This is a genomic window from Flavobacterium sp. (assembly GCF_040382755.1).
Taxonomy (GTDB): Bacteria; Bacteroidota; Bacteroidia; order Flavobacteriales; family Flavobacteriaceae; genus Flavobacterium.
Genome location: NZ_JBEIET010000042.1, coordinates 1 through 15,888, shown reverse-complemented (window position 1 = coordinate 15,888; position 15,888 = coordinate 1). Strand labels below are relative to the sequence as shown.

Genomic DNA, 15,888 nt, shown 5'->3' with positions numbered 1-15,888 from the left:
TCCATTTTGTCGTCTTCACAAATAGAATCGCCGATATTTCCGCCCATCGCTTTAATGAAGGTAAACGTCATTCCGCCACCAATAATCATATGGTCTACTTTGTCTAAAATGTTTTCAATAATGGTGATTTTAGAAGACACTTTACTTCCTCCAAGTATTGCGGTTACTGGTTTTTCTGAGTTTTTTAATACTTTGTTGATGCTTTCAATTTCTTTTGCTAATAAAGCGCCGAAACATTTATCATTTGGGAATTCGTTTGCAATAATTGTAGTTGAAGCGTGCGCTCTGTGTGCTGTTCCGAAGGCATCGTTTACATACACATCGCCTAAACTTGCTAATTCTTTAGAAAAACCAACATCACCAGCTTCTTCTTCGGCGTAAAAACGTAAATTTTCCAATACTAATATTTCGCCATTTTGAAGATTTGCAGCGGCTTCTTTCGCAATTTCACCTCTACAATCTGAAGCAAATTTTACTTTTTTTCCTAAAACTTCTTCAATTTTATAAACAATATGGCTCAAAGAATATTTATCTTCTTTTCCTTTTGGTCTTCCTAAGTGCGACATTAAAATAACCGCTCCGCCATCGTTTAAAATCTTATCAATAGTTGGTTTTGCCGCTTCAATTCGATTCGCATCGGAAACGTTAAAATTTTCGTCTAAAGGGACATTAAAATCTACACGGATTAACGCTTTTTTGTTTTTAAAATTGATGTCGAAGATCGTTTTCATAGGAAATAGGTTCTAAATTGTTGTTTATGATATTTGCAAATATAAAAGTTTGATTTTAAAACCAAGATAAAAATCGCTTATATTTGCTACATGTTATTTAAAGATATATTAGGTCAAGACCACATTAAAAACTATTTAATTACGACTGCCAACGCAGGACGGATTCCGCACGCGCAATTATTTATTGGGCCTGAAGGTTCTGGAACCTTACCAATGGCTATGGCATATGCACAATATATTTTATGTAACAATTCCGAAGGCGAAAACACTACCGGAAACAGTGCTTGTAATTTAAAATTTGAACATATTTCGCACCCTGATATGCATTTTGTGTATCCCATTACATCTACAGATGAAGTGAAAGGAGACAGCGTTGTAAGTACAAATTTTTTAGACCAGTGGCGCGGTTTTGTTAAAGAAAACCCATACGGAAGTTTATTTGATTGGTACAAAAAATTAGAAATTCCTAAAAAACAAGGAATTATTAGTGTTAAAGAATCGGCAGCAATTAATAAAAATTTATCATTAAAAGCATACGAAGGTGGCTATAAGGTAATGATTATATGGATGGCCGATAAAATGAGAACTGACGCGGCAAATAAATTACTGAAACTATTAGAAGAACCGCCCGAAAAAACAATTTTTATATTAATTTCTGAAAGTATTGACGATTTATTGCAAACAATTATTTCGCGTTGTCAAGTAGTTGATTTTTTAGCATTACCAGAGCAAGTAATTACGGATGCCTTAATTGCCACACATAAAGTCGAGGCTAATTTAGCTAAAAAAATAGCACATCAATGTGAAGGAAATTATAACAAAGCACTTCATTTATTGCATAAAGATGATGATGATAGTGTTTTTGAAGAATGGTTTATCAATTGGGTGAGAGCCGCTTTTAAAGCCAAAGGAAACGCAAGTGTAATTGCTGATTTAATTTCTTGGAGCACCACAATCGCTAAAGAAGGCAGAGAAACGCAAAAGAACTTTTTGCAATTTTGTATTCAATTTTTTCGACAAGCCTTGTTGTTGAATTATAAAGCAACTGATTTAGTATATTTAGAACCTAATTTTGAGAATTTTAAATTAGAAAAATTCGCACCATTTGTTCACGGAAATAATATTGCAGATATTTTTAAAGAATTGGAAGACGCAATGTATCATATTGAAAGAAATGGAAACAGTAACATTATTTTAACCGATTTATCGATAAAATTAACACGACTATTACATAAAAAAGAAATAAATTAAAAACAAAAACTATGAATGAATTTGCACTGATATTATTAGCTTTTTTAGCGATTACATTTTTACAATCCGGTTACGATAAAATAGCTGATTGGAACGGAAATGTAAGTTGGTTAAAAGGTCATTTTTCTCAAACTTTTTTAAAAAATCAAGTCCCAGCGGCTTTACTTACTATTTTAGCTTTAGAAATTGTAGCTGGTGTATTGTCTATTATGGGAATTGCCGAAAACATAACGAGTGGTCGAACAATAATGGGTGATTATGCCTGTATGGTTTCTTGTGTAACGTTATTGCTGTTGCTTTTTGGACAACGTGTAGCGAAAGATTACGATGGCGCCAGAACGATTGTAATTTATTTAATTCCAGCTTTGTTGGGGGTGTATTGGCTGTAATTTACGCGTCCATTTTGTCATGCTGAAAGCATCTCTTTTTGTTGAATTGAAAAAAGTTGTGATGTTTTTCCACGCTTTTTTCGCACAGTTTGTCTTGCTGAAAGCATCTCAAGTCAAATCGTATCGTTTAAAAAATCCAAATTTGTATTGAAATTTTTAATGAGTTCCAGTTTACGATCTCGTTTCATTAATTTAATTTCTTTTTCTCTTTCTATTGCTTGTTGAACCCAACCATAATGTTCATAATATAGCAGGTAAGACACATTGTATTTTGCAGTAAAACTATTTGGATTTAATTTTGATTTGTGTTCGTGCAATCTTCTTTTTAGATTATTGGTCATTCCTGTATAAAGCACTGTTTTTGCTTTATTTGTAAGAATATAAACGTAAAAATTATAAATTCCTTCTGTAAATTCGATCATTGATTTTGGCGGTTAAAATTATTAATATTATGCGAGACCCTTTCAGGGTGACAAACTGTGTGGTAAAACTATATGCTTAATTCTTCAAGCTTACTTTAAACAAACGCAACTCTTCCCAAGAAAATTGATTGCCATATTTTTCTTTTAAAATACCCAAACCTTCATCGTTATAGCCTTTAAACGCTTCTTCTAAGGCTGCAATTTTTTCATCGGACATAATATCTGAAATGGTAATCGCTTCCATTTGAATAAGTTTCGTAAAATGGGAATAAATTGAACTTACGGTTAATTTTCTTTTCGCAGCAATTTCTTCCACAGATAAATTTTGTTTCCAAAGCTCTAATGTGATTTCGATTGTAGATTTTTTTGGTTCTGTTGATTTGGCTTTTTTGGATTTCGTTTTTTTACTAAAAGTTTCCGAATAATCTTTGGCTACAAAACCATCAATTTCTTTGAATTTTTCCGATAACGAAGCAATTTTATTAATTTTATAGTACTTCATTTCGTCTGAAGACATCGTGCTTTTATTAAAATCAATTCCGTTAACTAAATTTTTAATTAACAACTTCGATTTTTTCAATTGCAAAACTGTTTTAACTTGAATTTCTTCTAATTCCAAAAGTTCATCGTGAAACGTTTTTACTTTTTTTAAGTTACTCACTTCCGCAATTTTCAAAAGCAAATCGGTTACCTGATAATCTAATGTTTTAAAATAATAATCATATGCCGCCTCGCAACGTTCTGCCAGAAAAGGAATATCTATAGTTTCTTGGAAACAAATTTTCTGGATTTGATTGCTAAATTTCTGAGAAGAATCCAATAAAGCTGCCAAAATGCTTTCGTTTTGTTGAGCCCAAATACGATATTTCGATTTGGTTGAATTGGTTACTTCGTCGTTATACGAAAATAAATGATTGCGCCATTCTTGAGCCAATTGTCTGAAATCGAAACTTTTACACAATTCTAATCGTAAAAAATGCTTCGTTTCTAATGCTAATGATTTTTCAAGCACAATTTCGTCGGCTTTATTATTGGCGTAATTTAATACTTCGGTATCAGAAGAAATGCCATTTAATTGTATCGGAGAAAGCAAAATTAAGCCTTTTAACGAACGAAGTCGGGATAAAGCCACGTATGCTTGTCCGGGCGCAAAAACACGTGAAACATCTAATGCAGCGTTGTCAAAAGTTAAGCCTTGACTTTTATGAACCGTAATTGCCCAAGCCAATTTTAATGGATAATGACTAAATGTTCCTACGATGGTTTCTTCAATCTCTTTGGTGTCGGGGTTTACTGTATATTTTATGTTTTCCCAAGTGTATAAATCTACTTCAACGGTTTTGTTTTCTTCTTCAAAATGAACTAAAATTTCTTTTTCAGCTAATGAAGTAATTTTCCCTATTTTCCCGTTAAAATAATTTTTTTCAAATGAAGTATCGTTTTTAATAAACATTACTTGCGCGCCTACTTTCAAATCCATTTTTGGTTCAATAGGATACATTTTTTCCGGAAAATCTTCTACAATTTCGGGAAAGTAAGAAACCGTTTTTGCTTTTAATTCTGTTAAAGCCTCTTTATTAATTTCGTCTGCTTTTGCATTGTGCGTGGTAACAATGATACAACCGTTATGGTTTTTGATATTAAAATTTGGATTTACGTATTGATTTAAAACAGCAATGTTTTCCTTGGTAATTTTATTGTTTCGAAGGTTATTTAAAATAGAAATGAATACTTCATCGTCTTGACGATAAATTTTATCCAATTCAATATACAAGGGCGGATTTTGTTGTATTACTTGCGAATGAAAAAAGAACATCCCTTGATAATAGTTTTTTAATTCGTACCATTCTTCTTGCTTAATAACTGGAGGTAATTGCAATAAATCACCAATAAAAAGTACTTGAACGCCACCAAAAGGCGCATCGATTCGACGCACTTTTTGAAGCATAAAATCAATCGCATCCAACACGTCTGGTCGAAGCATAGATACTTCATCAATAATTAGCAATTCTAAATTAATCAGGACTTGTTTTTTAGTGCCGTTCATTCGGAAGTGTTTGCTAATCGTACTTTTCGTTTCAAATTTATATTGATACGAATTGGAATTGACAACTTTATAATCAGGAATAAAAGCCGCAAACGGCAATTGAAACATAGAATGAATGGTAACGCCGCCCGCATTAAGTGCAGCAATTCCGGTAGGGGCAACCACAACCGTGTTTTTGTGTGACGTGGCAATAATTTCTTTAAGAAGTGTGGTTTTTCCAGTACCTGCTTTACCGGTTAAAAAAACAGATTTGTTAGTTTGGTTGATAAATTGCAAGGTGTACTGAGCGGCTTTAGATAAGTGTTTCATTTGGCGTATAGTTTAGGATAATGTTAATGGCAAATAATTGAATTGTTCGTTGATAACAAATTTAATTGAAAAAAAATTCTGAAACAAGTTCGAACTACTAAAATATAAAAAAAGCCCTGATTTCTCAAGGCTAATGTTTTATTTTTTTTCTTTTGTTGCTTTATATTGTTCGTTTAACTCTTTCAGCAGCTTATCTGTTAAGTTATACGAATCTTTTGCATAAATTACAGAAGGAGCATCTTCTGAAGTAGTAAAAATATAATCGAATTTTTCTTTTTTACCGAATTCTCTGATGTGTTTTTTTACTTGTTTAATTAGAGTGTCTTGTAATTTACCGCCTTCAGTTTGAATTTGAGCTAAAACTTGATCTCTTTCTTGTAAAATTTGTTGTTCTCTTTGTTGTAATTCGCCATATTTTTGTTGTGCCCAAGCTTGTCCGTTAGCTTGTGCATTACTTTGAAATGCATCTTTTTCGGCTTGTAATTGTCTGCCTTTGGCCTCTAAAGGACGCCCCATTTCTTCAGATTTAACTTTGAATTTATCATTTTCATCCTTAAACTTTTCGTATTTTTCTAATAGAACAGAAGTATCTATATAACCTGTTTTAAATTCTGCTTTTGACGTGGTAGTTTCTTGACAAGAAATTAATGCTACACTTAATGCAACAATGCTTACTATTTTTTTCATTTTTGTAAAGTATGATTATTTAATTTGTAATCGTTTTTTTAATTTTTGTAAAAATAATAGGTTTCTTTTAATTTTTACTTCTTTTTTGAAAATAAATTAAAAAGGAGGCACTATAAGAAAACTTTATGTGTTGTTAAATATACAATAAGAAATTACTATTAAAAACGGCTTGTTTAAACCTTTATTTTATTAATTAACTTTTTTTGTAAATATTCTTGAGTGTTTTTGCAAGAAAAAGCCTTTAAAACGCGTTTATTTGCTTTTTACTTGTTTTTTATGATGTAAATGTGCGATGAAAACTCATTTTTGAACAATCCTGACACATTTGAACATAAACCGACTAAAAATCCTTTTACGAAACTCATTTTTCCGTTTTTATATTTTTCAGATAAAAGGGAAACATAAAAACTATCAAACCACATTGGTTTCACTTTTTTCAATTCCATATCCACATCCGAAAACAATCTTTTTATACTGGTTTTTGAAAAATGCCATAAATGACGTGGCACATCATACGCTGCCCAAAAACGATTGTAATATTTTGCATCGTATGATTTGTAATTTGGTACCGCTATAATAATGGTTCCGTTTGGCTTAACAATACGTTTTAAATTGGCAATATATTCTTCTAAATTAGGAACGTGTTCTAAAACGTGCCACATAGTTACCGCATCAAAGGTGTTTTCTGGTAAAGCAAAAATATCTTCCGTAAACGAAACGCCCTTATTAGCAGCCAATTGTTTTGCGTCAGAATTTGGTTCGAAACCTAATATCGACCAACCTTGGTTTTTGGCTTCCACTAAAAAATCGCCCGTTCCGCATCCAATATCTAACAACTTACCTTTACTGTTTTGTTCTTTATTAAGTAATGAAACTTTGCCTTTAATGGCATTTCGTTTTACTAAATGATATATTTTTTCAAACAGTGTTCTTTTACCATCTGTGTGCGAAATATAATCTTCGCTTTCATAATACTTAGGTAAAACTTCTAACGACGGAGTAGGGTGTGTTTTTAAAATATCATATTCTTTGTTATACAACAAGGAAAAGGTTTCTTTTGAAACCGAATGATCTTTGACAATTATAAATTGGTTTTCTTCTAAAAAATTCATTTTCTCTTTATTTATTGGCTTTAACAACGTTGTTTCACGTGGAACCTGAAAATTACGATTTTGATTTTTGATTTACGAACCGTTAAATCACAAATCGTAAATCGTAAATCGTAAAAACATTTATCTTCCCATATGAATTAGTAATACCGAAATATCACTTGGTGAAACGCCGCTAATACGTGAAGCTTGTGCTATAGTTGTTGGTCGTATTTTAGTTAGTTTTTGACGCGCTTCGATTGAAATCGCTTTTATTTTATCAAAATCATAGTTGTCTGGAATGCGAACATCTTCAAGACGGTTGACTTTATCCGCGTGATTTTTCTCTTTTTCGATGTAACCAGAATATTTCACTTGAATTTCGGCTTGTTCAATTACTTCCTGATCTAAATTATGCTCTGAAATATAATCTGTAACCGCTTTAAATTTCAAAATATCATCTAAATCAATTTGTGGACGCGAAAATACTTTAAACATTTTGTCACCTTGCGTCATCAAACTGGATCCTTTTGCTTCTAAAATAGGGTTGGCAACTTCTGCCTTAATACTTGTTTCTTTAAAGAAAGTAACAAATTTATCAGAAGCATCTAATTTATATTCCATACGTTTCAAACGATCTTCTTTCGCTAAACCAATTCCATATCCTTTCGGAGTTAATCTTAAATCGGCGTTGTCTTGTCGTAATAAGGTTCTATATTCTGCGCGAGAAGTAAACATTCTGTATGGTTCTTCTGTTCCTTTTGTGATTAAATCGTCAATTAAAACACCAATATATGCTTCATCTCGCTTTAAAATCAAAGGTTCTTTTTCTTGAACTTGTAAAGCTGCATTAATACCCGCCATTAATCCTTGAGAAGCGGCTTCTTCATAACCAGTTGTGCCATTTATCTGTCCGGCAAAATATAATCCATTAATTAGTTTTGTTTCTAAAGTGTGTTTTAGTTGCGTAGGAGGGAAGTAATCGTACTCAATAGCATATCCTGGTCGGAAAAACTTCACGTTTTCGAAACCAACTACAGAACGTAAGGCTTTAAATTGCACATCTTCAGGAAGCGAAGTTGAGAAACCGTTTACATACACTTCACACGTTTTCCATCCTTCAGGTTCAATAAACAATTGATGACGATCTTTGTCTGCAAAACGATTGATTTTATCTTCAATAGAAGGGCAATATCTTGGTCCGATAGATTTAATTCTACCATTAAACATCGGGCTTCTATCAAAACCTTCTCGTAATAAATCGTGAACCACTTCAGAAGTGTAAGTCATAAAACAAGAACGTTGTTCTGTTAATGGTTTTGTAACATCGGAATACGAAAATTTAGAAGGGTTTATATCGCCCGGTTGTTCAATCATTTTAGAATAATCTAAAGAACGACCGTCTACACGAGGCGGCGTACCAGTTTTCATTCTTCCTGATTCGAAACCTAATTTTAATAAATCTTCAGTAATGCCAAAAGAAGCACTTTCACCAGCTCGACCTCCTCCAAATTGTTTGTCTCCGATATGAATTAAACCATTTAAAAAAGTACCATTTGTAAGTACTACCGTTTTGGCTTTAATCTCTAATCCTAAAGATGTTTTAATACCTACAATATGATTTCCTTCAGTTATAATACCCGAAACCATTTCTTGGTAAAAATCTAAATTCGGAGTACCTTCTAACATCATTCGCCATTCTTCTGCAAAACGCATTCTGTCGGATTGACAACGAGGTGACCACATTGCTGGTCCTTTTGAGAGATTCAGCATTTTAAACTGAATAGCCGTTACATCAGAAACAATTCCGGAATAACCGCCTAAAGCATCAATTTCACGAACAATTTGACCTTTTGCAATGCCTCCCATAGCTGGATTACAAGACATTTGAGCAATGTTTTGCAAATTCATAGTAACCAATAAAGTACTACAGCCCATATTGGCAGCAGCAGCAGCGGCCTCGCAACCTGCGTGACCAGCACCTACAACAATTACATCGTATTTTTCTTGAAACATATCTTTTGTTCCACGTGAAACACGTGGTTTTCTTTATGTTTTTTTGTTCCGCGTGGAACAAAAAAACCTGATTATTATATTAAAGTTCCACGTGGAACAGTTTTATTTTTTCGTTTTCTTTTGTGCGCATTAAAATAGCATCTGCGTCTGTTTTGTCTTTGTATCCGCAATAATGCAAAACACCGTGAGCTAAAACGCGTTTTAATTCTTCTTCGAAAGTAACTTTAAAATCAATCGCGTTGTCTTTCACGCGCTCTATGGAAACAAAAATATCTCCACTAATTATATCGCCTTCTGTGTAATCAAAACTAATAATATCTGTAAGCGTGTCGTGGTTTAAATACTGTATATTAATAGCGTGTAAATAGTCATCGTCACAAAAAACATAAGAGATTTCTCCAACGGTTTTGTTTTCAGAAATTATAATGGTTTCTATCCAAGAAGCAAAATGCTTTTCTTGGTCTAAAATAAAATCAGATTCGTAATTAAAACTAATCATTGTTTTTAAAATATTGTTGCACTTTGGTATTAAAATTGGGTTGCAAAGGTAAGCTTTGTCTGTTTAATATTTCTACACTTTTTAAATAATTTAAAAGGACAGGAGGAAGGGGTTTGTTGCTTCCCAGAAAATCTGTTTTGTTAGTATTTGATTCTCTTTTAGTGTCTTGACCTTGTTGTTTAAGTGCTGATTCTAATTTTAATAACTCGTGATTTATTTGTAGTGCACGATTAATATTGTCTTGTGTAAGTCCTTTATTAATTAATTGCTTCTCTAACTCTTTCATTTGGTTTAAAGCGTTTTGTCCATTACCGCCCATTCCGTTTTTGTTTAGTTCGTTTTGCAAGGACTCTCGCAACTCTTGTTGTTCTTTAATTATTTCTAATAATTTGCCCGCATCGCCTTCGCCGTCTTTACCTTCGTTACCTTGTGAGCCGCCTTCACCTTCTTGGCCGGGTTTTTTGCCTTCACCAGGTTTTTTGCCTTCACCGGGTTTTGGTTTGCCGTCTTTCATTTTTTCGCCTAGCCCTTTTTGTTTAGAAATAATATCGGACAATTGGTCGCCTTTTCCTTTACCTGGTTTGGGCTTTCCGCTACCGCCAGAAGAAGACATACTCATACTCATTTCGCTTTGCACATTACTCAGAAAATCTGCTAATTTGTTTGCAGAAGACAATGTGAATTGTTGGTGTGAAATTCCTTTTGAACGAGTTGTGGAAACTAAATTTTCAATGGACTTGTCTAAATTATAATGTATTTCTTCTACTTCTTTTAAAACCAAATCGGAAAGCTTGGGTTGGCGCAAAGACAAAGCAAACAAACTGTCGTCAACGTGCTTGAATTGCGTTTTTAAATCTTGTTGATTTTTAAGTAACGCACTTACATTTGATTTGGAATTAGAAACCGCCTTAAATTGTTTCATTACTTTTTCTTGATCAAATGAAAAAGACAATAAATTATCTAAAATTTGACGCATTACTTTAGCGTCTTCAGCATTGTCTTCCGTTTCACCAGCCGACATCGATTCAGACATTTTTTGGCTCATCTCTTTCATTTTTTGAGCCGCTGCTTTTTGATTCTTTTTAGCTTGTTTTTGGTCTTTCTTTTCTAAATTATCTTCCGCTTTTTGTTGCTCTTGGTCTACGTCTTTTTGGTCGCCTTTATCGTTTGGAATATCCATTGGCGATTTCAATTCTTTGTTCTCTTTTTCTAAATCGTCAAGTTCTTTTTTTAAATCATCGAACTCTTTTGAAAGCTTTTCTTGTTCCTCTTTCGTTGGGCTTTCTTTATCTGAAAGTTTATCTTGTTTATTAGCTAATTTATCTAATTTATCCGCCAGTTGTTCTGCTTTTTGTTCTACATAATATCTTTTAGTTAACTCAACTAATTGTTCTAACGATTTTTGTTGTGTTTTCGCTTGTTGTTTTAATTTGTCGGCTTTATCAAACAATTCGTCTTTTTCTAATTTTTTAGTTAACGCTTCAAGTTCCTTTAAAAGCTTTTCATTTTTCGCAGCTTGTTTCTCGTTTTTTTCTAAACGGTTTAAAAGCTCTTGTTTCATTTCGTCTTTTTGCTCAGGCTTAAATTGTTCGAGATTTTCCTTCATTTTTTCGGAAAATTCTTTCATCATTTCATCTTGCTCTTTTTGACGATTAATAAAGTCTTGAATTTTCTTTTGGTCTTTATAATCTAAGTTGTCTTTTTGCTTATCCAGTTTTTTTAATTTGTCTAATGCTTCAAATTGTTTGTCTTGATTGTCAAGCGCTTTTTGTAAACTATTGATGTTGGATTGCTGTTCTTGTAATGATTTTTGCTCTTTTTGCTCTTTTGTTAATTCAGAATGAGAAAAAACGGCTGATTTAGATGATTTTAAACCATTAACTATATCATTATCAAACACTTCGAAATAATATTCGTAATTAATTCCGGGTTGTAACGCAATTCCGTCAGGAAAAGCATATACAAATTGATCAACCACTTTGTTTTTTAAAATCAAGCCTTTTTTGAAAAGAATGTTTGGTTTGTTTTTATCGTAAAACACCATTTGTAATTTAGACATACCATAATCATCAGCTATTTGTCCAATAATTACTTTTTGTTTTAGTTTTAAACTGTCAGGGGTTTCGGTTACTGAAATACTCGGAAACTGATCTTTTAAAATGGTTAATTTATATTGTAAATTCTCGTAGTTTTTAAGTTGCGTGTTTGAAATAGAAATTTGATAATCGGTAGCGTTAGTAATTCGTTTTGCAAATGAAAATTGCGTGGCGTTTTTTTGAAACAAACTAATTGCAGATTGATCTTTAAAAGCTACTTGTGTAGTAGCAAACGTATTTAATTTCCAAGTTACCGTTGTGCCTTCGGGAATAACTGCATTTCCTGTGCCTTGAATAATTTCTGATTTTTTTCCTAAATATTTTGGAAAATTTAATTGCATCGTAAATGATGAAATGGTTGGTACGTTCACCACGTTTAACACATAATCGGCAGAAGTGATTTTGTTAGATTGAAAGTGAAATTTAATATCTTTCTGTACGTTTTCAAACTGATAAGTAAAATTACCCGGCGAAGTGTTTTCTAAAAAATAGGCTTCGTTATTAATTACAATTGACGCGTTTTCTGGAATGATACTTCCAACAGTTTTAACGATTAGCTTAAACGATTTGTTTTGTTCCACGTTTAAAGAAGAAGAAACAATTTCAAACTTAAACGCGGCTGGTTTTTCAAAATTTGTATCGTATTGAACTACTCTGGCAAAACTTTTAGAAATCACATCTGAATTTCCAGAAATATAGAAAAACAAAATAAACAACAACGGAATAAGCGCAAATGGCAAATATTTTTTGTTGGAATTAAAGTTAATAGCGTTTGAAAACGGAACGGGTTGTAAGTTCTTCGCTTTTTGTTCTATAGAGGCTAAAACCAATTCTGAAGGTTCGGTGGTATTAGCTAATTGTAAGAAATTAAGTAATTTATCTTGAACCTCTTCAAAATGAGTTCCGATAATTTTTGAAGCTTCGGTATAATTTAACCCTTTTTGAATTTTAAATAATTTCGTTAACGGAAAAATTATAAATTTAGCTAACAAAAATGCTTCTACAAACACAAACAACCCAAACAAAATAGTTCTTCCTTGGGTAGAAAACCATAAAAAATATTCAATTAAAAAAGTAAAAATAAAATACAATAAGCCAATGGTCATAAAAAGAAGTACTCCTTTTATCAACTCATTCGTGTAAAATTTTTTGATAAAGCCTTCCAGTTTATCGTAAATTATAGCTTTCTTTTCCAAGATTGTTACTAATTTGTTTATAACCGATAAAACTACAAAAAAATCAATCACAAAAAAAATTCTAATTTTTAAATTCCAAATTCCAATTTATGCAGTATTTGGAGTTTGGAATTTTAAAATAGTATCTTTGACAAAAATTTATATAGATGAACAAACCGGTAAGAGTACGATTTGCCCCAAGTCCAACAGGGCCTTTACATATTGGTGGCGTAAGAACTGCGCTTTTTAATTATTTATTTGCCAAAAAACACGGCGGTACTTTTTATATACGTATAGAAGATACCGACCAAACTCGTTTTGTAGCGGAAGCTGAAGATTATATTTTTGAAGCTTTAGAATGGTTAGGAATTTCTCCTGATGAAACCATTGGAAAAAATGAAAAATTTGGACCGTACCGTCAATCGGATAGAAAAGAAATGTACAAACAATATGCCGATGAATTAATTCAATCTGGTTGGGCGTATTATGCGTTTGATACTCCTGAAAAACTGGACGAATTGCGCAAACAAGCAGAAACAGAAGGAAAAACATTTATATACAATCACACTGTAAGAGAAAAATTAGATACTTCATTGAATTTTTCGGAAGAAATAGTAAAAACGCGGATTACAAATGGAGAACATTTTGTAATTCGTTTTAAAACTCCAGTTAACGAAACCTTGCATTTACAAGACATTATTCGTGGTGATGTACATTTTGATACGAATTTACTTGACGATAAAGTCTTATTTAAATCGGACGGAATGCCAACGTATCATTTAGCAAATATTGTAGATGATCATTTAATGGAAACTTCGCACGTAATTAGAGGTGAAGAATGGTTGCCATCTATGCCTTTACACGTAATGCTTTACAGAGCATTTGGTTGGGAAGCACCAGAATTTGCACATTTACCTTTGATTTTAAAACCAATTGGAAACGGAAAATTAAGCAAGCGTGATGGAGATAAATTAGGATTTCCAGTATTTCCTTTACAATGGAGAGATGCCTCCAGCAAGACAATTTCGAACGGTTACAAAGAATCTGGATTTTTCCCAGAAGCCGTAATTAACTTTTTAGCCTTATTGGGTTGGAATGACGGAACGGAACAAGAAATATTTAGTTTAGCAGAACTTATTGAAAAATTCGATTTAAAACGAATTCATAAATCAGGTGCAAAATTTGATCCAGAAAAAAACAAATGGTTCAATCATCAATACTTACAAAAACAAACAGATGAAAGTTTAGCCGAAGCGTTTAAAGTAATCTTAGAAGAAAAAGGAATTTCAACTTCTTTAGATATTAAAAGAGTAGTTGCTTCAATTAAAGAACGCGCTAATTTTATAACAGAGTTTTGGGATTTGGCCGATTATTTCTTTGTTGCGCCAACGACTTACGATGAAAAAGCAGCTAAAAACTGGAATTCAGCAACACCAGAATTAATGAAACAAGTTGTTGAGCAATTACAAAATATAGAAGATTTTACATCAACAAATATTGAAAATATTTTAAAAGACTGGATGACAACAAACGAAATTGGTATGGGGAAAGTAATGCAACCGCTACGATTAAGTTTAGTTGGCGCATTAAAAGGTCCGCATTTGTTTGATATTATTGAGCTAATTGGAAAGGCAGAAACAATAAGCCGAATTGAAAAAGCAATTGCAACTTTATAAACACCAAAATTAAGATATAAGTGATAATTTGTACTTCTTGTAACTTTTACACAAAAGCAACGTATAATTAGTATAACTTTAAATTATCACTTATGTCTCCAATTATCATTTTCATCCTTGTTTTAGGATTATTTATCTTACTAAGTTCCTTTTTTACTGTAAAGCAACAAACCGCTGTTGTAATAGAGCGTTTTGGAAAATTTACAAGCATTAGAAGTTCTGGTTTACAATTAAAAATTCCTGTAATTGATAGAATTGCCGGAAGAGTAAATCTTAGAATTCAACAATTAGACGTTATTATTGAAACGAAAACAAAAGACAACGTTTTTATTAAAATGAAAGTTTCGGTTCAGTTTAACGTAATTCAAAGTAAAGTATACGAAGCGTTTTACAAATTAGAATATCCACACGATCAAATTACGGCTTATGTATTTGATGTGGTTCGTGCTGAAGTTCCAAAATTAATTTTAGATGATGTATTTTTAAGAAAAGACGACATCGCTATTGCTGTAAAACGTGAATTGAACGAATCTATGACCACTTACGGATACGATATTATCAATACGTTAGTAACCGATATCGATCCAGATATTCAAGTTAAAAATGCAATGAACAGAATTAATGCTGCCGATAGAGAAAAAACAGCAGCAGAATTTGAATCAGAAGCACAACGTATCAGAATTGTTGCCAAAGCTAAAGCAGAAGCAGAAAGTAAAAAACTACAAGGGCAAGGTATCGCAGACCAACGTAGAGAAATTGCAAGAGGTTTGGTAGAAAGTGTAGAAGTATTAAACAATGTTGGGATTAATTCGCAAGAAGCTTCAGCATTAATTGTGGTTACACAACATTATGATACCTTACAAGCTATTGGCGCCGATACAAATAGTAATTTAATTTTATTACCAAACTCGCCACAAGCAGGAAGCGATATGCTAAATAATATGGTAGCAAGTTTTACAGCAAGTAACCAAATTGGCGAAACGATGAAAAATCAACCGAAACGAGCAAAGAAAAAAACCGACCATACATCCGCGGATTATAATCCAAGCGACACAAGTGAAGCTTAAAAAATAGTAGAATCTGAAAAGTTCAGATTAACAAAACGAAACCATCAATTTTACAATTGGTGGTTTTTTTGTGTCTAATTGTTAAAAATGGAATCCTGACAGGTTTTTTTATAGCTAAAATTTAAATAAAGCGATTTTAGACATTTTTAGTAATTGGAATGTAAAAACACTTTACTTAAAAAAGTTTTTGTTTTAAAATATATTTATGAAAGCCTATTTTTAAAGGTTAAACTTATACTAATTATTGTTTTAATAGTTTTTTCTAATACTATGAAATAAGCACAAAAAAGGAATAAAAAAACCTATAAAGAATTTTTCCTTATAGGTTTGAAATTTAAATTAGATTCTGACCCGAGCTTGCGAACTGACGAAGTAAACAAGTTCAGAATGACAAACGTGTTTTTATTGTTCAGAAACTTTTGCCCAAGTATCTCT

Annotated in this window: 12 protein-coding genes; 4 read left to right on the top strand and 8 right to left on the bottom strand. The window is 32.3% G+C overall.

Annotated elements, in window-relative coordinates; genetic code table 11:
- Positions 1-731, bottom strand: a 731-nt coding sequence (locus tag ABWO04_RS05760) for a phosphoglycerate kinase (protein WP_353078150.1), incomplete at its 3' end; no start/stop codon positions are given.
- A gap of 90 nt (positions 732-821) precedes the next feature.
- On the opposite strand from ABWO04_RS05760, the gene ABWO04_RS05755 reads away from it, so the two are divergent.
- Complete coding sequence (locus ABWO04_RS05755; protein ID WP_353078148.1) at positions 822-1,982, top strand: DNA polymerase III subunit; 1,161 nt, start codon at positions 822-824, stop codon at positions 1,980-1,982.
- Between the two features lie 11 nt (positions 1,983-1,993).
- Positions 1,994-2,371, top strand: coding sequence for a DoxX family membrane protein (locus ABWO04_RS05750; protein WP_353078146.1), 378 nt, complete (start codon positions 1,994-1,996; stop codon positions 2,369-2,371).
- A gap of 113 nt (positions 2,372-2,484) precedes the next feature.
- Here ABWO04_RS05750 and ABWO04_RS05745 read toward each other — a convergent pair whose 3' ends face one another.
- From ABWO04_RS05745 to ABWO04_RS05715, 7 genes are all read right to left on the bottom strand, one after another.
- Entirely contained in the window at positions 2,485-2,793 is a 309-nt protein-coding gene (locus ABWO04_RS05745) for a GIY-YIG nuclease family protein (protein WP_353078145.1), read from the bottom strand.
- 76 nt (positions 2,794-2,869) lie between these two features.
- On the bottom strand, positions 2,870-5,149 hold the full coding sequence (locus ABWO04_RS05740; RefSeq protein WP_353078143.1) for a helix-turn-helix domain-containing protein: 2,280 nt from the start codon (positions 5,147-5,149) through the stop codon (positions 2,870-2,872).
- A gap of 138 nt (positions 5,150-5,287) precedes the next feature.
- Positions 5,288-5,836, bottom strand: a complete 549-nt coding sequence (locus ABWO04_RS05735) for an OmpH/Skp family outer membrane protein (RefSeq protein ID WP_353078141.1) — start codon at positions 5,834-5,836, stop codon at positions 5,288-5,290.
- Positions 5,837-6,099: 263 nt separating this feature from the next.
- On the bottom strand, positions 6,100-6,948 hold the full coding sequence (locus tag ABWO04_RS05730) for a class I SAM-dependent methyltransferase (RefSeq protein WP_353078139.1): 849 nt from the start codon (positions 6,946-6,948) through the stop codon (positions 6,100-6,102).
- Between the two features lie 120 nt (positions 6,949-7,068).
- Positions 7,069-8,940, bottom strand: a complete 1,872-nt coding sequence (mnmG, locus tag ABWO04_RS05725; protein ID WP_353078137.1) for a tRNA uridine-5-carboxymethylaminomethyl(34) synthesis enzyme MnmG — start codon at positions 8,938-8,940, stop codon at positions 7,069-7,071.
- A 79-nt stretch (positions 8,941-9,019) separates the two neighbouring features.
- Positions 9,020-9,439, bottom strand: a complete 420-nt coding sequence (gene ybeY / locus ABWO04_RS05720; RefSeq protein ID WP_353078135.1) for an rRNA maturation RNase YbeY — start codon at positions 9,437-9,439, stop codon at positions 9,020-9,022.
- The gene (locus tag ABWO04_RS05715) at positions 9,432-12,731 is read right to left on the bottom strand and encodes a coiled-coil domain-containing protein (protein ID WP_353078134.1); all 3,300 of its coding nucleotides are present in this window, start codon (positions 12,729-12,731) and stop codon (positions 9,432-9,434) included. Before ABWO04_RS05715 ends, ybeY begins: the two co-directional genes overlap by 8 nt.
- Positions 12,732-12,877: 146 nt before the next feature.
- On the opposite strand from ABWO04_RS05715, the gene gltX reads away from it, so the two are divergent.
- Entirely contained in the window at positions 12,878-14,386 is a 1,509-nt protein-coding gene (gene gltX, locus ABWO04_RS05710) for a glutamate--tRNA ligase (protein ID WP_353078132.1), read from the top strand.
- A 92-nt stretch (positions 14,387-14,478) separates the two neighbouring features.
- On the top strand, positions 14,479-15,453 hold the full coding sequence (locus tag ABWO04_RS05705) for an SPFH domain-containing protein (protein WP_353078130.1): 975 nt from the start codon (positions 14,479-14,481) through the stop codon (positions 15,451-15,453).
- The last annotated feature ends 435 nt before the right edge of the window (positions 15,454-15,888 follow it).